Origin of the sequence: Staphylococcus sp. AntiMn-1, from assembly GCF_001663395.1 — a bacterium.
Classification (GTDB): Bacteria; Bacillota; Bacilli; order Staphylococcales; family Staphylococcaceae; genus Staphylococcus; species Staphylococcus equorum.
Genome location: NZ_CP012968.1, coordinates 1581846 through 1602266, shown reverse-complemented (window position 1 = coordinate 1602266; position 20421 = coordinate 1581846). Strand labels below are relative to the sequence as shown.

8 protein-coding genes, 1 tRNA gene, 3 rRNA genes, 1 other RNA gene and 1 pseudogene are annotated in these 20421 nt (G+C 39.1%); all 14 read left to right on the top strand.

The features are described 5' to 3' along the window. The first annotated feature begins 54 nt into the window (after positions 1 to 54). The 14 genes and pseudogenes from gltB (at position 55) to rrf (ending at position 19712) form a co-directional block, all read left to right on the top strand. Positions 55 to 4554: a glutamate synthase large subunit gene (gene gltB / locus AOB58_RS07865; RefSeq protein WP_064783215.1), complete on the top strand. Its 4500-nt coding sequence runs from the start codon at positions 55 to 57 to the stop codon at positions 4552 to 4554. Positions 4555 to 4573: 19 nt separating this feature from the next. Beyond that, positions 4574 to 6037, top strand: coding sequence for a glutamate synthase subunit beta (locus tag AOB58_RS07860; protein WP_002505991.1), 1464 nt, complete (start codon positions 4574 to 4576; stop codon positions 6035 to 6037). Positions 6038 to 6097: 60 nt separating this feature from the next. Then, positions 6098 to 6190, top strand: a tRNA-Ser gene (locus AOB58_RS07855). A gap of 241 nt (positions 6191 to 6431) precedes the next feature. Next, positions 6432 to 7858 (top strand): annotated as a pseudogene (gene treP, locus AOB58_RS07850) (PTS system trehalose-specific EIIBC component). Positions 7859 to 7949: 91 nt separating this feature from the next. Beyond that, on the top strand, positions 7950 to 9584 hold the full coding sequence (gene treC, locus AOB58_RS07845) for an alpha,alpha-phosphotrehalase (protein WP_002512045.1): 1635 nt from the start codon (positions 7950 to 7952) through the stop codon (positions 9582 to 9584). A 28-nt stretch (positions 9585 to 9612) separates the two neighbouring features. After that, the gene (gene treR, locus AOB58_RS07840) at positions 9613 to 10338 is read left to right on the top strand and encodes a trehalose operon repressor (RefSeq protein WP_002505988.1); all 726 of its coding nucleotides are present in this window, start codon (positions 9613 to 9615) and stop codon (positions 10336 to 10338) included. A gap of 109 nt (positions 10339 to 10447) precedes the next feature. Next, positions 10448 to 10717, top strand: an RNA gene (ffs, locus tag AOB58_RS07835) — signal recognition particle sRNA large type. Positions 10718 to 10908: 191 nt separating this feature from the next. Next, on the top strand, positions 10909 to 11439 hold the full coding sequence (locus tag AOB58_RS07830) for a GNAT family N-acetyltransferase (protein WP_002512047.1): 531 nt from the start codon (positions 10909 to 10911) through the stop codon (positions 11437 to 11439). Between the two features lie 59 nt (positions 11440 to 11498). Further along, entirely contained in the window at positions 11499 to 13217 is a 1719-nt protein-coding gene (gene dnaX, locus AOB58_RS07825) for a DNA polymerase III subunit gamma/tau (RefSeq protein WP_002512048.1), read from the top strand. An 86-nt stretch (positions 13218 to 13303) separates the two neighbouring features. Further along, the gene (locus AOB58_RS07820) at positions 13304 to 13621 is read left to right on the top strand and encodes a YbaB/EbfC family nucleoid-associated protein (protein WP_002484224.1); all 318 of its coding nucleotides are present in this window, start codon (positions 13304 to 13306) and stop codon (positions 13619 to 13621) included. Positions 13622 to 13625: 4 nt separating this feature from the next. Next, positions 13626 to 14222, top strand: a complete 597-nt coding sequence (gene recR, locus AOB58_RS07815) for a recombination mediator RecR (RefSeq protein ID WP_064783213.1) — start codon at positions 13626 to 13628, stop codon at positions 14220 to 14222. A 530-nt stretch (positions 14223 to 14752) separates the two neighbouring features. Then, positions 14753 to 16305 (top strand): 16S ribosomal RNA (locus tag AOB58_RS07810). Between the two features lie 288 nt (positions 16306 to 16593). Further along, positions 16594 to 19516 (top strand): 23S ribosomal RNA (locus tag AOB58_RS07805). Between the two features lie 81 nt (positions 19517 to 19597). Next, positions 19598 to 19712, top strand: a 5S ribosomal RNA gene (gene rrf / locus AOB58_RS07800). Together the 16S, 23S and 5S rRNA genes form the textbook arrangement of a ribosomal RNA operon. Positions 19713 to 20421 lie beyond the last annotated feature (709 nt).

Genomic DNA, 20421 nt, shown 5'->3' with positions numbered 1-20421 from the left:
TATAGTTTACTTACTAATTTAATATTCAGAATTTTTGAAAAAGAGGTGAAGATCATGCTCGAATACAATCAGAAAATTGGCTTATATGATAGTCGCGAGGAACATGATGCATGTGGTATTGGCTTTTATGCCAATATGGATAATAAAAGGAACCATGCTATAGTCGAAAAATCATTGGAGATGCTACGTAGGTTAGATCACCGTGGCGGTCTTGGTGCGGACAGTGTGACAGGTGATGGTGCAGGGATTATGACCGAAGTGCCATACGATTATTTTTCAAAACAAACTGACTTTGATTTGCCTGGAGAAGGTCAATATGCCGTTGGAATGTTTTTTACAAATGAACAAATTGCAGGTTCTCAGCACGAGGCGCAGTTTAATGCACACTTTGAAGCGGAGGGTTTAAGTGTAATTGGTTATAGAGATGTACCTGTAGACATCAATGCAATTGCTTCACATGTTGCCGATACAATGCCTTTTATTCAACAAGTATTCGTGTCATTAAATGATGTTTCACATGTAGAACGTAAATTGTTTTTAGCTCGAAAACAAATTGAAAATTATGCGAATCAGCAACAGCTAGATTTATATTTTACAAGTCTGTCAAACAGAACAATCGTATATAAAGGATGGTTGCGGTCAGATCAAATCAAGGCTTTATATCAAGATTTGAACCATGAATCTTATGTTTCGAAATTAGGACTTGTTCATTCGCGTTTCAGTACAAATACTTTTCCGAGTTGGAAACGTGCACATCCTAATAGATTACTCATGCATAACGGTGAGATTAATACAATTAAAGGTAATGTAAACTGGATGCGCGCTAGACAAGATGAGCTGATCACGACTATCTTTGGTGACGAAAAGGACAAGGTGAAAGAAATTATTGATGAAGATGGCAGTGACTCGGCTATAGTCGATAACGCTTTAGAATTTTTATCGTTAGCTATGGAGCCTGAAAGAGCAGCGATGCTCATGATTCCAGAGCCTTGGTTATATAACAAAGCCAATGATGCGAATGTACGTGCTTTCTATGAGTTTTATAGTTATTTAATGGAACCATGGGATGGACCGACGATGATTTCATTTTGTAATGGAGACAAGATTGGTGCTTTAACTGATAGAAATGGCTTAAGACCAGGACGTTACACAATAACAAAAGATAATTACATTGTTTTTTCATCTGAAGTTGGTGTAGTTGATGTACCCGAAAAGAATGTTGCTTTTAAAGGTCAGTTGAATCCTGGAAAGCTATTACTTGTTGATTTTAACCAACATAAAGTGATTGAAAATAATGAGTTAAAAGCAAACATCGCAGACGAACTACCTTATGAAAGTTGGTTAAATGATTTTAAAGTAGATTTGGATTTAGAAAATGTGACGTATAAATCATCCGAGTGGGATAGTGCAACATTGAATCGATTGCAAAAACAATTTGTCTATACAAAGGAAGAAATGGATAAATACATGACAGAACTGGTTGAAAATAAAAAAGATCCAATCGGAGCAATGGGTTATGATGTACCTATCGCGGTATTAAATGAAAAAAATGAAACACTTTTTAATTATTTCAAGCAATTATTTGCTCAAGTAACGAATCCACCTATTGACGCTTATCGGGAAAAAATTGTCACAAGTGAGTTAGCTTATTTAGGCAGTGAAGGGAATTTGTTAAACCCTGATGCGGACGTATTGAATAGAATTCAATTGAAACGTCCTGTGATGACAGAAGCGCAACTTGAGGAAATTGAGCAGAGTAGATTTAATGTAAGACATCTATCAACTGTTTATAAAGATGATTTAGAAGCAGCATTAGACGCTTTAGGGGGTAAAGCAATACTTGCTGTTAAAGAAGGTAGTGAAATTTTAGTATTAGATGATCGTACACTTGTAACGGAAAATGGTTATGCCATGCCGATATTGCTTGCGGTGAGTCATATTCATCAATTGCTTATCCGAGAAGGTCTACGTATGCGTACGAGTATTGTTGCTTTGTCGGGCGAAACTAGAGAGGTACATCACGTTGCATGCTTATTAGGTTATGGTGCGAATGCGGTAGTACCCTATTTAGCACAACGTACGATTGAACAATTGGTCTTGAGCCAACGTTTAGAAGGGGATATTTATGAAAATGTTCAAACCTACACACATACCTTGTCTGAAGGTGTCATCAAAGTAATGGCTAAGATGGGTATTTCTACAGTTCAAAGTTATCAAGGGGCACAGATATTTGAAGCTGTAGGACTTTCAAATGAAATTGTAGACAAATATTTTACTGGCACCCAGTCGAAATTATCTGGGATAACGATGGAGTTAATTGATAAAGAAAATAAAGCGAGACAAACACCTGAGAGTGAGTACATTGAATCAGGTAGTACGTTCCAATGGCGCAAACAAGGGCAACATCACGCGTTTAATCCAACTTCGATACACTTATTACAACATGCATGTCGCTTAAATGATTATGAAAAATTCAAAGCATTTTCAAATGAAGTTAATCACAAGCGCACAGATCATATTCGCCATTTGATGGAATTTAAAAAGCAGAAATCCATAGATATCGATAAAGTTGAACCTGCGAGTAATATTGTGCAACGTTTCAATACTGGAGCGATGAGTTATGGTTCGATTTCAGAAGAGGCACATCAAACGCTTGCAGAAGCAATGAATCAAATGGGCGGTAAAAGTAATAGTGGTGAAGGCGGCGAAAATCCTGAACGTTTTGTGATAGATGAAGCAGGTAGAAATCGTTCAAGTGCTATTAAACAAGTTGCTTCAGGTCGCTTTGGAGTAACGAGTGATTACTTACAACATGCAAAAGAAATACAAATTAAAGTTGCGCAAGGCGCTAAACCAGGGGAAGGCGGACAATTACCAGGTACGAAAGTATATCCGTGGATTGCGGAAGTAAGGGGTTCTACACCAGGTATTGGCTTAATATCACCACCGCCACATCACGATATTTATTCAATAGAAGATTTAGCACAATTAATCCACGATTTAAAAAATGCCAATAAAGATGCAAATATTACAGTGAAACTTGTCTCTAAAACAGGTGTCGGTACGATTGCGGCAGGTGTCGCGAAAGCATACGCTGATAAAATCGTAATCAGTGGCTACGATGGTGGTACAGGTGCATCACCTAAAACAAGCATTCAACATGCAGGCGTGCCATGGGAAATTGGACTATCAGAGACGCATCAAACTTTAATGATGAACGGCTTAAGATCAAGAGTGAAAGTGGAAACAGATGGCAAACTACTTACAGGTAAAGATGTCGCTTACGCATGTGCGTTAGGTGCTGAAGAATTTGGTTTTGCCACTGCACCATTAGTAGTTATGGGATGTATTATGATGCGTGTATGTCATAAAGACACATGTCCAGTAGGTATCGCTACACAGAACCAAGATCTACGCGCGTTATTCAATGGCAGAGCAGACCATGTAGTTAACTTCATGCATTTTGTAGCGGAAGAAGTAAGAGAAATATTAGCTGAACTCGGTTTGAAATCAGTCGATGAATTAGTAGGGAGAACGGATTTATTACAACGAAGTAGCCAGTTATCAACACGTCGCTCTAAAGCAGCTACTATGAATGTTGAAGCGTTGTTGTATCAACATGAAGGTGACAGATTTAATAAAATAAAACAAAATCATCATCTTGATGAAGGATTTGATTTAACAAGATTGTATCCTGACGCACGAACGGCTATTGAAAAAGGTGAAGCATTTACAGGTAAATATAAATTGAAAAATGAACAAAGAGATGTAGGTGTGATCACTGGTAGTGCAATTACTAAGATTCATGGACCTGAAGGTTTACCTGAAGATACGATTTATGCACAAACACAGGGTCATGGTGGACAAAGCTTAGCGGCATATACGCCTAGTGGATTAACGATACATCATACAGGTGATTCAAATGATTACGTTGGTAAAGGGTTATCTGGCGGTAAGATTATTGTGAAAGCGCCGAATAAACACCGTGAGAATGAAATTATTATTGGTAATGTTTGTTTTTACGGTGCATCACATGGTAAAGCGTACATTAATGGTAAGGCAGGAGAACGTTTCTGTATCCGTAATAGTGGTGTGCAAGCAGTTGTCGAAGGTATTGGCGACCACGGGCTTGAATATATGACTGGCGGACGTGTCGTTATACTTGGAGATGTAGGTAAAAACTTTGGCCAAGGTATGAGTGGTGGTGTGAGTTACATTTTCCCATCAGACGTTGAAGCTTTTAAAAAAGAACATAAATTAGATAGTCTGGATTTCGATACGATTAGTGTAAAAGCAGAGCGTGAAATTTTGAACGATATGCTACAAGCTCATGTTAAATATACACAGAGCACAAAAGCACAAGCTATTTTAAATGATTTTGAAAATGTGGCACACAAAGTAGTCAAAGTAGTTCCGAAAGATTATAAATTGATGATGCAAAAAATAGAATTACAAAAACGTGATTCGAGTGAGTTAGATGAAGCTTTGTTGAATGCATTTAATGATAAACGTACAAGCTTAGCATCAGAACAACAGCAGACTGCGGTATATTAACCATAAAGGGGGATTTGTCATGGGCGAATTCAAAGGATTTATGAATTATGACAAACAGCAATTAGATGAATTGTCATTGGTTGAACGTATAAGTAATCACGATGCCTTTCAACAGAGGTTTACGAAAGATGAAGCAGCAGAACAAGGTGCACGTTGTATGGATTGTGGGACCCCGTTTTGCCAAACGGGAGAACCTCATGGAAAAGAAACAATTGGTTGCCCCATTGGGAATTATATTCCGGAATGGAATGATCTCGTTTATAGAAAAGATTTTAAAACAGCATATGAACGCTTGAGCGAGACAAATAACTTTCCAGAATTTACGGGGCGCGTTTGTCCTGCGCCTTGCGAACATTCATGTGTGATGAAAATTAATCGTGAATCTGTGGCTATCAAAGGTATTGAGCGCACTATTATTGATGAAGCTTATGAAAATGGCTGGGTTAAACCAACAAAGCCTAAGCAACGTCAATCTGAAACAGTAGCAATCGTCGGCAGTGGTCCAGCTGGGTTAACAGCGGCAGATGAATTAAATAAACTAGGATACAAAGTAACAGTATATGAACGTGCACATGAAGCGGGTGGGCTTCTAATGTATGGTATTCCTAATATGAAATTAGATAAAGATGTCGTACGTCGTAGAATTGAAGTGATGAAACAATCAGGTATTGAGTTTATGACAGATACAGAAATTGGTGTAGACGTGAGTCGTGATGAATTAAATGAACGACACGATGCAATTATACTTTGTACAGGTTCACAAAATGCGAGAGATTTACCATTGGAAGGGCGCATGGGATTTGGAATTCACTTTGCAATGGATTATTTAACTGAACAAGGGCAATTTTTAAATGGAGAAATTAACGAACCTGAAATTTCGGCTAAAGGGAAAAATGTTATTGTGATTGGTGCTGGTGATACAGGTGCTGACTGTGTAGCGACAGCACTGCGTGAAAATTGTAAGTCTATCGTTCAATTTAATAAATACACAAAGCAGCCAGAAGAGATTACATTTGATGAGAACACATACTGGCCATTAGCAATGCCTGTATTCAAGATGGACTACGCGCATAAAGAATATGAGTCGCGTTTTGGTTTTGAACCACGTGCATATGGCGTACAGACGATGCGTTACGATGTTGATCGTATCGGCAATGTAAAAGGTGTTTATACTCAAATACTTGAAGAAACAGAAGATGGCATGGTCGTGGTGGATGGTACAGAACGTCACTGGCCAGCAGACCTAGTCTTATTGTCTATCGGTTTTGTCGGTACAGAAACGACCGTGCCTCATGCTTTCGATATTCAAACCAAACGTAATAAAATTGTGGCTGATAATAAAGATTTCAGAACGAATCAACCACATATATTTGCAGCGGGCGATGCGAGAAGGGGGCAGAGCCTTGTGGTTTGGGCTATTCAAGAAGGAAGAGCTGTAGCAGATTCAGTAGATGCTTACTTAAAAGAAAAAGCGTTGGTATAGTGCTGAAATTTTAATTGACTTTTGAAACGGGCTATAATATTATAAATAATGTATTTATTTGGAGGAATACCCAAGCCCGGCTGAAGGGATCGGTCTTGAAAACCGACAGGGGCTTAACGGCCCGCGGGGGTTCGAATCCCTCTTCCTCCGCCATAATATTATAAAACTAAGACTAATAAATAGAGTAGACAAGTAATCAATCGTGTATTGAGTACTTGTCTTTTTTATTTGTCGTTTTAGGGTATTGTATAATAATTAAATGGATTTATTGAAATTATTATACAAAAACATGAAAATAACATTATTTTTTCAAATTAACATGAAAGCCTTTACAAAACTTGTCTATACAAGTTATACTTTCAGTGATGTTAAAAGAAAAAGGGAGTGAATCATCATGGCAGTTAAAAAGAAAGATGTGCAAGATATAGTCGAAGCTATTGGGGCAAAGACAACTTGGACACAGCAACACACTGTGTAACGCGTTTGCGACTTGTCTTGAAAGATGATGATAAAGTAGATAAGGATCGATTGGGTGATAACGATTTAGTAAAAGGACAATTCAAAGCTGATAACCAGTATCAAATTGTCATTGGTCCAGGCACAGTCGATGAAGTTTACAAACAATTTATTGAAGAAACAGGTGTAGGTGAAGCGTCAAAAGATGACGCGAAAGCTGCAGCGGCTAAAAAGGGTAATCCGGTCCAAAGATTGATTAAATTGTTGGGGGACATATTTATTCCAATCTTACCGGCAATTGTTACTGCTGGTTTACTTATGGGGATTAATAATTTACTTACGATGGAAGGGCTATTTGGTCCTAAACCGTTAGTAGAACAATTTCCTCAACTTGGAGATATCTCTAATATTATCAATGTAATTGCAAGTACAGCATTCATATTCTTACCAGCATTAATTGGTTGGAGTAGTATGCGCGTGTTTGGTGGGAGTCAAATACTTGGTCTAGTACTAGGCTTAATTTTAATGAATCCACAACTAGCTTCACAATATGATATTGCTAGTGGTAATATTCCTACTTGGGATATTTTCGGTTTAGAAATTAAGCAATTGAACTATGAAGGACAAGTGTTGCCGATTTTACTTGCAGCTTATGTATTAGCTCAAATTGAGAAGTTCTTAAATAAATATATTCATGATTCAATTAAAATGTTAGTTGTAGGTCCGGTAGCGCTACTGATTACAGGTTTCTTAGCATTTATAGTTATTGGGCCAGTTGCATTATGGCTTGGTACAGGAATTACAGAAGGCGTGACATTTGTCTTTGAACATGCTGGTTGGTTAGGTGGCGCACTTTATGGTCTGTTCTATGCACCACTCGTTATCACAGGTTTACATCATATGTTCTTAGCGGTAGATTTCCAATTAATGGGAAGTAGTCTTGGCGGCACATACCTATGGCCAATTCTTGCAATATCTAACATTTGCCAAGGGTCAGCAGCATTTGGCGCATGGTTTGTCTATAGAAGACGTAAAATGGGCAAAGAACAAGGTCTTGCTATGACTTCAGGTATTTCAGGTTTCTTAGGTGTAACAGAGCCAGCATTATTCGGGGTGAACTTACCACTAAAATATCCATTTCTAGCAGCGATTTCAACATCTTGTGTGATAGGTGGTATTATAGGTGCAAGTCGTGTGCTAGGTAGCGTAGGCGTAGGCGGCGTGCCAGCTATTATTTCTATCCAAAAGGATTTCTGGTTAATATATGCTATTTGTACTCTTTTAGCAATTGTCGTACCAGCAATTTTAACTGTTGTTCTATCAAGATTTAGTAAAGAAGAAACAAAAGAAATGGTTGAAAAATAATTTAAGTTATATAGATAAGTACAATTAAACTCGCTAAAATTCATTAGCGAGTTTCTTTTTGAAAACAGTAAAAGAAAAGGTGGTAATTGTTATGGCACATAATGATTGGAGAAAATCAGTTGTTTATCAAATTTATCCAAAATCATTTAATGATACAACAGGTAATGGAGAAGGTGATTTACAAGGTATTATTGAAAAACTAGATTATTTACAATATCTAGGTGTAGATTACATTTGGTTAACACCAGTATATGAATCGCCAATGAACGATAATGGTTATGATATTAGTAACTATTACAAAATTAATGAAAAATTTGGAACAATAGAAGATCTTGAAACATTAGTAAGTGAAGCGCATAAGCGTGATTTAAAAGTTATGATGGATATTGTAATTAATCATACCTCTACAAAACATGAATGGTTTAAACAAGCATATGCAGATAAAGAAAGTCCTTATAGAGATTATTACTTCTTTAGACGATCAGCAGATAATCAACCACCAACAAACTGGGAGTCAAAATTTGGTGGTAATGCATGGAAATATGATAAAAAAACAAATGAATATTATTTGCACCTATTCGACGTTACTCAAGCTGATTTAAATTGGGATAATCCTGAGGTGCGAGATGCTTTATATGACATTGTTAACCATTGGATTAGTTTTGGTGTAGATGGATTTAGATTTGATGTGCTTAATTTGATTTCTAAAGGTGAGTTTAAAGACTCTGAAAAAATCGGCAAAGAGTTTTATACAGATGGACCACGCGTACATGAATATGTACATGAGATGAATCGTCGTACGTTTGGAGACAAAGACATAATGACGGTTGGTGAAATGTCCTCAACTACAATAGATCACTGTATTAAATATACGAATACTAAGCGCCAAGAATTAAGTAGTGTCTTTAATTTCCATCATTTAAAAGTAGATTATGCCGATGGTGAAAAATGGACGAATGCTAAATTAGATTTCCATAAATTAAAAGATATACTTATGGAATGGCAACTTGGTATATATGAAGGGGGCGGTTGGAACGCAATATTCTGGTGTAACCATGACCAGCCTCGTGTTGTTTCTCGTTTTGGTGATGACTCGTCTGAACAAATGCGTAAACAAAGTGCTAAGATGTTAGCTACTGTACTGCATATGTTACAAGGCACGCCTTATATTTTCCAAGGTGAAGAAATCGGTATGACAAATCCAGATTTTGAAAACATTGACCAGTATCGTGATGTTGAATCTTTAAATGCTTATCAAAATATGAAAGATGCAGGTTATAAAGAAGAAGAAATTATTACTATATTAGGGCAAAAATCTCGCGATACTTCAAGAACACCAGTTCAATGGACTGATACAGAGAACGCGGGCTTTACTACTGGTACTCCATGGATTGATGTTCCAAATAATTTTGATAAAATCAATGTTGAAGCGGCTATTAAAGATGAATCATCTATATTGCACACTTATAGACATTTGATTCAATTACGTCATGAACACGATATTATTACGTATGGGAGTATAGTACCTTTATATATGGAGCATAATGAGTTGTTTGTTTATAAACGCCATTACAATGATGAAACGTGGCTTGTTATTGCAAACTTTTCAAATGAACAAGTAACGATTCCAGAAGATTTAGCTATTGAGGGAGAAATTATTATCCAACATGGTGAAGTAACAAATGAATTAATTGATGGATTTGGCGCAATTGTAATTGCACAATAATTTAGAAAAGGGCAGTGAGTGAGCGCGCATGACACAGAAAAAATTTATTACGATATATGAAACAATACGTACAGACATCATAGAGTCACGCATATCGTATGGCACTCAATTGCCATCTGAGCATGAGTTAGTAGAAACCTATAGTGCCTCTCGTGAAACAGTACGTAAAGCACTGAACTTATTAGTGAGAGACGGTATGATTCAGAAGATTCGCGGCAAAGGTTCGGTTGTTATCTATCAAGGCTTAACAGAATTTCCTTTTGCAGATTTAACCAGTTTTAGAGAAGTTCAACAAGGATTAGGCTTGCGACATGAAACTGACGTCAAGGTGTTTAAAAAGATAACTGCAGGTGAAGTTCCTAAAGTACAAAAGGCCTTGAATGTTCGACAAGGAACAGTATTGTGGCATATCGTTCGAATTAGAAAAATAGAAGACAGAGTAAAAATTATAGATGAAGATTACTTAATAGAAGCAATTGTCCCGAACCTTACTACGGAGATTGCTAAAGCATCACTATATGAGTATATAGAAGATATATTAGGTTTAGAAATTAGCTACTCTAATAAGTCGATTACGTTTGAGGGCTTCGGAGAAAGAGAACAAGAAATATTTGGCGATGTGGTACCACCATATACGGCAACAGTTCGAGGCATTGTACATTTGAAAGATACTACAATATTCCAATATAATGTTTCGAAACACTTAGCTACAGAGTTTAAATTCAATGATTTTTCTAGACGTCACAAAAGGTAATATATTTTATCGTAAAAATGACTAAAATGTGATTTATATAATGAAGATATAGTATCCAGGATAGGTTATACTTGCAATCAGTTGTTAAATTATAGTATGATATATTTTGCCGTGCTAAGTGGGGAGGTAGCGGTTCCCTGTACTCGAAATCCGCTTTACGCGAGACTGAATTCCTTTGCTAAGGGTGTGTTTTTGTGAAGTCTGCCCAAAGCACGTAGTGTTTGAAAATCTCGGTCCTATGCAATATGAACCCACGAACCATGTCAGGTCCTGACGGAAGCAGCATTAAGTGGATTATCGTATGTGCCGTAGGGTTGCCGAGATTTAGCTAACGACTTTGGTTACGTTTGTGATACACATTCGAAGTGAAGGTGCACGGTTTTAATTTTTTAAAGAATGAAATAAACTTATATAAATACTGAGCGACGTATCTTTTGATAGCAGTCGCTCTTTTTTTATATTAAAATATAAGGAATACTTTGATAGGATGTTGGTATCGTTTAAAACTTCTCACAAAGCCGATGTTGTTGAGTCAAAGTTTGGAAATTAAACGTTACAAGGGGGATGTCGATGCAAATATACTTAAGTACTTTAACTGAAAATGATTATGATACAAGTTTAGAAACAATAAAATCTGCGTTTGAAGATATCGCTGAGTCACAGCATGATGAGCAAGCGTTAGTTGTGAAATTGAGAAAAACTTTAGAATATAACTATGAATTAGAAGTTGTCGCGAAAAATGATGACGGCGAAGTAATCGGTCATATTTTGTTATCAGAAATCCAAATCGTTAATGAAGAAACAAGTTTTACTGCATTAGCATTAGCGCCACTATCTGTTTTACCAGCATATAGAAATATGGGGTTGGGAAAAGCACTCGTGCAAGCAGCAGAAGAGAGAGCAAAAGCGCAAGGTTATACAACGATTATTGTCTTAGGAGCTACGGAGTATTACAGCAAATTAGGTTATGAAGAAGCGGAACAATACCATATATACAGTCCGTTTGATTTACCTTCGAAAAATTTTATGGTCAAATTCCTTTGGGAACAACTAACGGAGCAACCTAATGGAAAAGTGGTTTATCCAGAATCTTTTAATTGATATTCAAAGTATAAAGTACAATGCTATAATAGTTGATGAATGCTATTGGAGGTGCGAAAGTGAATTATCAAGCTTTATATAGAATGTTCCGACCGCAAAGCTTTGAAGATGTTGTGGGTCAGGAGCATGTAACTAAGACACTACGTAATGCGATTGCTAAAAGTAAACAATCTCATGCTTATATATTTAGCGGGCCTAGAGGAACAGGTAAAACGAGTATTGCAAAAGTGTTCGCAAAAGCCATAAACTGTCTTGAACGTACCGATGGTGAACCTTGTAATGAATGTGCAATATGTAAGGGAATCACGCGTGGAACGAATTCAGATGTCATTGAAATTGATGCAGCAAGTAATAACGGTGTAGATGAAATAAGAAACATTAGAGATAAAGTTAAATATGCACCTAGTGAATCGAAATTCAAAGTATATATTATAGATGAGGTACACATGCTAACAACGGGTGCTTTTAACGCGTTGCTTAAAACGTTAGAAGAGCCACCAGCACATGCAATATTTATATTAGCGACGACAGAACCTCACAAAATACCCCCGACGATTATTTCAAGATCACAAAGGTTTGATTTTAAAGCAATTAGTGAAGATGAAATTGTTGAACGTTTAAAGTTTGTAGCAAACTCGCAAGAAATTGAATACGATACTGCTGCATTGGAATTTATTGCGAAAGCGTCAGAAGGCGGTATGCGTGATGCGTTAAGTATCATGGATCAAGCCATTGCTTTTGGAGATGAGCACCTCACGTTACAAGATGCACTGAACGTAACTGGTAGTGTAGATGCTAGTGCCTTAAATGAATTACTGAAAGAAGTAGTTCAAGGAGATGTGAAAAGTGCTTTTTCAACTTACCACCAATTCATATCACAAGGGAAAGAAGTCAATCGTTTGATTAACGATATGATTTATTTTGTGAGAGATACGATAATGAATAAGACTTCTAATGTAGAAACTGAATATGATGCATTAATGCATTTTGATTTAGATGTTCTTTATAAAATGATTGATATCATCAATGATACACTCGTTTCGATTCGATTCAGTGTAAATCAAAGTGTACATTTCGAAGTATTACTAGTTAAAATCGCTGAAATGATAAAAGAAAAACCCGAGAGCGTTCAAACAGTAGCGACTACAGGTATTGCAACAGAACCTAATAATGACGTTCTGTTGCAAAGAATGGAACAGTTAGAAAGTGAATTGAAGACTATAAAAGCGCAAGGTGTGACTACGAGCAACACGCCTCAACAAACTAAACGAACTACCAACAAAGGTGGGCAGTCTAAGAACACTTTTTCTATGCAACAAATTGCTAAAGTATTAGACAAAGCCAATAAAGATGATATTAAGCAATTGAAAGACCATTGGGAAGAGGTCATTAATCACGCGAAAAGCAATGATATGAAATCGTTAGTGAGCCTCTTGCAAAATTCAGAACCAGTTGCAGCAAGTGAAACGCACGTTCTGATTAAGTTTGAAGAAGAAATACACTGTGAAATTGTTAATAAAGATGATGAAAAACGAGAGAATATTGAGAATGTTGTTTGTAAAATCATCGATAAAACAGTCAAAGTTGTAGGTGTGCCTGCCGATCAATGGATGAAAGTTAGAACGGAATATCTACAAAATAGAAAGAGTAGCACAGCAACAGAAGGTGAAAGTAATAGCCAATCCTCTACTCCGGAAGTAACGGAAGAAGTTGACGTTGTTCAAAAAGCTAAAGATTTATTTGGTGAGAGTACTGTAAATGTAATAGATGAAGAGTGATACATGACAATGAATAAAAAGGCATGTATAATGAAACGAAAGAATAATCATAAAAATGATATAGAAGATTCAAGGAGGAAAAATTTATGCGCGGTGGCGGAAATATGCAACAAATGATGAAACAAATGCAAAAAATGCAAAAGAAAATGGGCGAAGAGCAAGAGAAATTAAAAGAAGAGAAAGTACAAGGTACAGCTGGTGGTGGCATGGTTACTGTAACGGTATCAGGTCATAAAGAAGTACTAGATGTAGAAATAAAAGAAGAAGCGGTAGATCCAGACGATATTGAAATGTTACAAGACTTAGTGATTGCTGCAACGAATGAAGCAATGAATAAAGCTGATGAACTTACACAAGAACGCTTAGGCAAGCACACTCAAGGCTTAAACATTCCTGGAATGTGATCATATGCACTATCCTGAACCGATTTCAAAACTTATTGACAGTTTCATGAAACTGCCAGGCATTGGGCCGAAGACCGCTCAACGTCTGGCGTTTCATGTATTAGATATGAAAGAAGACGATGTTGTCCAATTTGCTAAATCTTTAGTGGATGTTAAACGAGAACTTACCTATTGTAGTGAATGTGGACATATAACTGAACAAGATCCATGTTACATTTGCCAAGATAAACAGAGAGATCGCACAATTATTTGTGTAGTTGAAGATGATAAAGATGTCATTGCTATGGAGAAGATGCGTGAATATAAAGGTTTATATCACGTGTTACATGGCTCTATTTCTCCAATGGATGGTATTGGACCAGAGGATATTAATATACCGAGTTTAATTAATCGTTTGAAAGATGAAGAAGTTAAAGAGCTTATCTTAGCGATGAACCCAAACCTAGAAGGTGAATCTACAGCGATGTATATCTCGAGGTTAGTAAAACCGATTGGTGTTACTTTAACGAGATTAGCTCAAGGTCTTTCTGTAGGTGGCGATTTAGAATACGCTGATGAAGTTACATTGTCGAAAGCGATTATGGGCCGAACAGAGATGTAGTATATTATTAAACATATATATGAATGATTAAAGCTACCTATATAGGTAGCTTTAATCATTTGTAAATAAAATTAAAAATATGTAAAAGAATTTAAAGTACGCGTAACAAGTGTGTTCCAATGGTTTGAAGATAGATTTCAGATGTTTACTGGTTATAAAACGAACTTTAATATGAATTATTATAATAAAGTATGCTTATTAGTGTTCAGAGGTTGTTGTGAGCCGGTTAGAGTGTAAATTTTATAGTTGTTAAAAGGTTTTTATGCGTGTATAGTATTACTAGTAGAGCGAAACAACATGACAAACACAAAAAAGAAATACGAAACACAACGAAAATTAATTTTAAAAAGTTATTGACTTTTCAAGTTATAACCTGTAGAATTAAGTCTTGTGATTAAGAAATGAACATTGAAAACTGAATTGCAATATGTCAACGTTAATTCCGAACACAACATTAAATTGTTGGTTCAAACGTGTTAGAGATAACACACAAATTAGTATTTTATGAGCTAATCAAACATCATAATTCATTTATGGAGAGTTTGATCCTGGCTCAGGATGAACGCTGGCGGCGTGCCTAATACATGCAAGTCGAGCGAACGGATAAGGAGCTTGCTCCTTTGAAGTTAGCGGCGGACGGGTGAGTAACACGTGGGTAACCTACCTATAAGACTGGAATAACTTCGGGAAACCGGAGCTAATGCCGGATAACATTTGGAACCGCATGGTTCTAAAGTAAAAGATGGTTTTGCTATCACTTATAGATGGACCCGCGCCGTATTAGCTAGTTGGTAAGGTAACGGCTTACCAAGGCAACGATACGTAGCCGACCTGAGAGGGTGATCGGCCACACTGGAACTGAGACACGGTCCAGACTCCTACGGGAGGCAGCAGTAGGGAATCTTCCGCAATGGACGAAAGTCTGACGGAGCAACGCCGCGTGAGTGATGAAGGTTTTCGGATCGTAAAACTCTGTTATTAGGGAAGAACAAATGTGTAAGTAACTGTGCACATCTTGACGGTACCTAATCAGAAAGCCACGGCTAACTACGTGCCAGCAGCCGCGGTAATACGTAGGTGGCAAGCGTTATCCGGAATTATTGGGCGTAAAGCGCGCGTAGGCGGTTTCTTAAGTCTGATGTGAAAGCCCACGGCTCAACCGTGGAGGGTCATTGGAAACTGGGAAACTTGAGTACAGAAGAGGAAAGTGGAATTCCATGTGTAGCGGTGAAATGCGCAGAGATATGGAGGAACACCAGTGGCGAAGGCGACTTTCTGGTCTGTAACTGACGCTGATGTGCGAAAGCGTGGGGATCAAACAGGATTAGATACCCTGGTAGTCCACGCCGTAAACGATGAGTGCTAAGTGTTAGGGGGTTTCCGCCCCTTAGTGCTGCAGCTAACGCATTAAGCACTCCGCCTGGGGAGTACGACCGCAAGGTTGAAACTCAAAGGAATTGACGGGGACCCGCACAAGCGGTGGAGCATGTGGTTTAATTCGAAGCAACGCGAAGAACCTTACCAAATCTTGACATCCTTTGAAAACTCTAGAGATAGAGCCTTCCCCTTCGGGGGACAAAGTGACAGGTGGTGCATGGTTGTCGTCAGCTCGTGTCGTGAGATGTTGGGTTAAGTCCCGCAACGAGCGCAACCCTTAAACTTAGTTGCCAGCATTTAGTTGGGCACTCTAGGTTGACTGCCGGTGACAAACCGGAGGAAGGTGGGGATGACGTCAAATCATCATGCCCCTTATGATTTGGGCTACACACGTGCTACAATGGACAATACAAAGGGCAGCTAAACCGCGAGGTCATGCAAATCCCATAAAGTTGTTCTCAGTTCGGATTGTAGTCTGCAACTCGACTACATGAAGCTGGAATCGCTAGTAATCGTAGATCAGCATGCTACGGTGAATACGTTCCCGGGTCTTGTACACACCGCCCGTCACACCACGAGAGTTTGTAACACCCGAAGCCGGTGGAGTAACCATTTATGGAGCTAGCCGTCGAAGGTGGGACAAATGATTGGGGTGAAGTCGTAACAAGGTAGCCGTATCGGAAGGTGCGGCTGGATCACCTCCTTTCTAAGGATATATTCGGAACATCTTCCTTGAGAAGATGAAGAGGAATGATATTGACATATTGCATTCAGTTTTGAATGCTCATTACGAGTATTCATTGCGTTATTTTGTACATTGAAAACTAGATATGTAAGTAAAATTTATGATTTTACCAAGCAAAACCGAGTGAATTAGAGTTTTAAAAAGCTTGAATTCAAAAAAATAGAAATAATCGCTAGTGTTCGAAAGAACACTCACAGATTAATAACATTTTAGGTTTTCAACCGATTTTATCGTGTTGAAGGTCGAAAAGATTAAGTTATTAAGGGCGCACGGTGGATGCCTTGGCACTAGAAGCCTACGAAGGACGTTACTAACGACGATATGCTTTGGGGAGCTGTAAGTAAGCTTTGATCCAGAGATTTCCGAATGGGGAAACCCAACACGAGTTATGTCGTGTTATCGATATGTGAATACATAGCATATCTGAAGGCAGACGCGGGGAACTGAAACATCTTAGTACCCGCAGGAAGAGAAAGAAAAATCGATTCCCTGAGTAGCGGCGAGCGAAACGGGAAGAGCCCAAACCAACGAGCTTGCTTGTTGGGGTTGTAGGACACTCTATACGGAGTTACAAAAGAACAAATTAGACGAATCATCTGGAAAGATGAATCAAAGAAGGTAATAATCCTGTAGTCGAAAGTTTGTTCACTCTTGAGTGGATCCTGAGTACGACGGAACACGAGAAATTCCGTCGGAATCCGGGAGGACCATCTCCCAAGGCTAAATACTCTCTAGTGACCGATAGTGAACCAGTACCGTGAGGGAAAGGTGAAAAGTACCCCGGAAGGGGAGTGAAATAGAACTTGAAACCGTGTGCTTACAAGTAGTCAGAGCCCGTTAATGGGTGATGGCGTGCCTTTTGTAGAATGAACCGGCGAGTTACGATTTGATGCAAGGTTAAGCAGTTAATGTGGAGCCGTAGCGAAAGCGAGTCTGAATAGGGCGTTGAGTATTTGGTCGTAGACCCGAAACCAGGTGATCTACCCATGACCAGGCTGAAGTTCAGGTAACACTGAATGGAGGGCCGAACCGACTTACGTTGAAAAGTGAGCGGATGAGTTGTGGGTAGCGGAGAAATTCCAATCGAACCTGGAGATAGCTGGTTCTCTCCGAAATAGCTTTAGGGCTAGCCTTAAGTAATGATTATTGGAGGTAGAGCACTGTTTGGACGAGGGGCCCTTATCGGGTTACCGAATTCAGACAAACTCCGAATGCCAATCAATTTTATCTTAGGAGTTAGAACGCGGGTGATAAGGTCCGTGTTCGAAAGGGAAACAGCCCAGACCACCAGCTAAGGTCCCAAAATATATGTTAAGTGGAAAAGGATGTGGCGTTGCCCAGACAACTAGTATGTTGGCTTAGAAGCAGCCATCATTTAAAGAGTGCGTAATAGCTCACTAGTCGAGTGACACTGCGCCGAAAATGTACCGGGGCTAAACATATTACCGAAGCTGTGGATTGTCCGTAAGGACAGTGGTAGGAGAGCGTTCTAAGGGCGTTGAAGCATGATCGCAAGGACATGTGGAGCGCTTAGAAGTGAGAATGCCGGTGTGAGTAGCGAAAGACGGGTGAGAATCCCGTCCACCGATTGACTAAGGTTTCCAGAGGAAGGCTCGTCCGCTCTGGGTTAGTCGGGTCCTAAGCTGAGGCCGATAGGCGTAGGCGATGGATAACAGGTTGATATTCCTGTACCACCAAATTTCGTTTTAAGCGATGGGGGGACGCAGTAGGATAGGCGAAGCGTACTATTGGATTGTACGTCCAAGCAATGAGACTGAGTGTTAGGCAAATCCGGCACTCTTAAGGTCAAGTTGTGATGGGGAGAGGAAATTGTTTCCTCGAGTCGTTGATTTCACACTGCCAAGAAAAGCCTCTAGCTAGAATTTTGGTGCCCGTACCGCAAACCGACACAGGTAGTCAAGATGAGAATTCTAAGGTGAGCGAGCGAACTCTCGTTAAGGAACTCGGCAAAATGACCCCGTAACTTCGGGAGAAGGGGTGCTCTTTAGGGTTAACGCCCAGGAGAGCCGCAGTGAATAGGCCCAAGCGACTGTTTATCAAAAACACAGGTCTCTGCTAAACCGTAAGGTGATGTATAGGGGCTGACGCCTGCCCGGTGCTGGAAGGTTAAGAGGAGTGGTTAGCTTCGGCGAAGCTACGAATCGAAGCCCCAGTAAACGGCGGCCGTAACTATAACGGTCCTAAGGTAGCGAAATTCCTTGTCGGGTAAGTTCCGACCCGCACGAAAGGCGTAACGATTTGGGCACTGTCTCAACGAGAGACTCGGTGAAATCATAGTACCTGTGAAGATGCAGGTTACCCGCGACAGGACGGAAAGACCCCGTGGAGCTTTACTGTAGTCTGATATTGAAATTCGGTACAACTTGTACAGGATAGGTAGGAGCCTTTGAAACGTGAGCGCCAGCTTACGTCGAGGCGTTGGTGGGATACTACCCTTGCTGTGTTGGATTTCTAACCCGCACCATTTATCATGGTGGGAGACAGTGTCAGATGGACAGTTTGACTGGGGCGGTCGCCTCCTAAAGAGTAACGGAGGCGCTCAAAGGTTTCCTCAGAATGGTTGGAAATCATTCATAGAGTGTAAAGGCATAAGGAAGCTTGACTGCGAGACTTACAAGTCGAGCAGGGTCGAAAGACGGACTTAGTGATCCGGTGGTTCCGCATGGAAGGGCCATCGCTCAACGGATAAAAGCTACCCCGGGGATAACAGGCTTATCTCCCCAAGAGTTCACATCGACGGGGAGGTTTGGCACCTCGATGTCGGCTCATCGCATCCTGGGGCTGTAGTCGGTCCCAAGGGTTGGGCTGTTCGCCCATTAAAGCGGTACGCGAGCTGGGTTCAGAACGTCGTGAGACAGTTCGGTCCCTATCCGTCGTGGGCGCAGGAAATTTGAGAGGAGCTGTCCTTAGTACGAGAGGACCGGGATGGACATACCTCTGGTGTACCAGTTGTCGTGCCAACGGCATCGCTGGGTAGCTATGTATGGACGGGATAAGTGCTGAAAGCATCTAAGCATGAAGCCCCCCTCAAGATGAGATTTCCCAACTTCGGTTATAAGATCCCTCAAAGATGATGAGGTTAATAGGTTCGAGGTGGAAGCATAGCGATATGTGGAGCTGACGAATACTAATCGATCGAAGACTTAATCAAATTTAAAAGTGTTTTGTTTGGCATTATCAAATTTTACTTACTATCTAGTTTTGAATGTATAATTTTTTATACAGTTCATTGTCTGGTGACAATGGCAAGGAGGTCACACCTGTTCCCATGCCGAACACAGTAGTTAAGCTCCTTAGCGCCGATGGTAGTCGGACTTACGTTCCGCAAGAGTAGGACGTTGCCAGGCAATTAGGGACCCGAAAGGGTCTCTTTTTTTATGCGCAAAAGGAGCTTAACTTCCAAAAATAGCTGGTTTAAGCCATGAGCACATAAGCTGAAGCTCATGTGTAAGAGTTACTAACCTCAATAAATTGAAAAGTAGAGTTTTTACAGTCAGCGTCATAAGGTACGAGAAGTCGAGACTGAGAGGTTTCTTTTTTATGCAAAAAATAGTGTGGATCTCGTTCCAAGAGATATGAGAATAATTTAAGGATTACAAGAGCACCAGCTCTTGTATAAGAACTACTAATTTCGCAAGCGAAAAAGTGGTTCTTTATAAATTAAAAAGTGGTAGTTTATAGGAATAAAAGAGTTGAAGATTATATTAAACGTGATTTATTTTTGGTTTAGTTAAATAAAGTGTTCAAAAGTTCTAGTTAATGTTTAGTATTTGCTTAATTTACTACTGCATACAGTAAAAAATTTTCGATTATATTATTCAAAATGGCCTGTTAATATACAACTTTTCAACTGGTATAAGAAGTAGGGTGTCATTCCTTTTTGTATGGAATTTCCTTTTGTGAATTTTTAATGCGCAAATATGAATTTATTTAATAGTTCTGATATTCAGAAAATCAAAGACATAGGTTATTTTTACTTGATCTATAGTTTTTAGAAGAATAATTACACCAATATTTTTGGAATTTTTACGTTTATCATTTGGAAGAAATAGAATA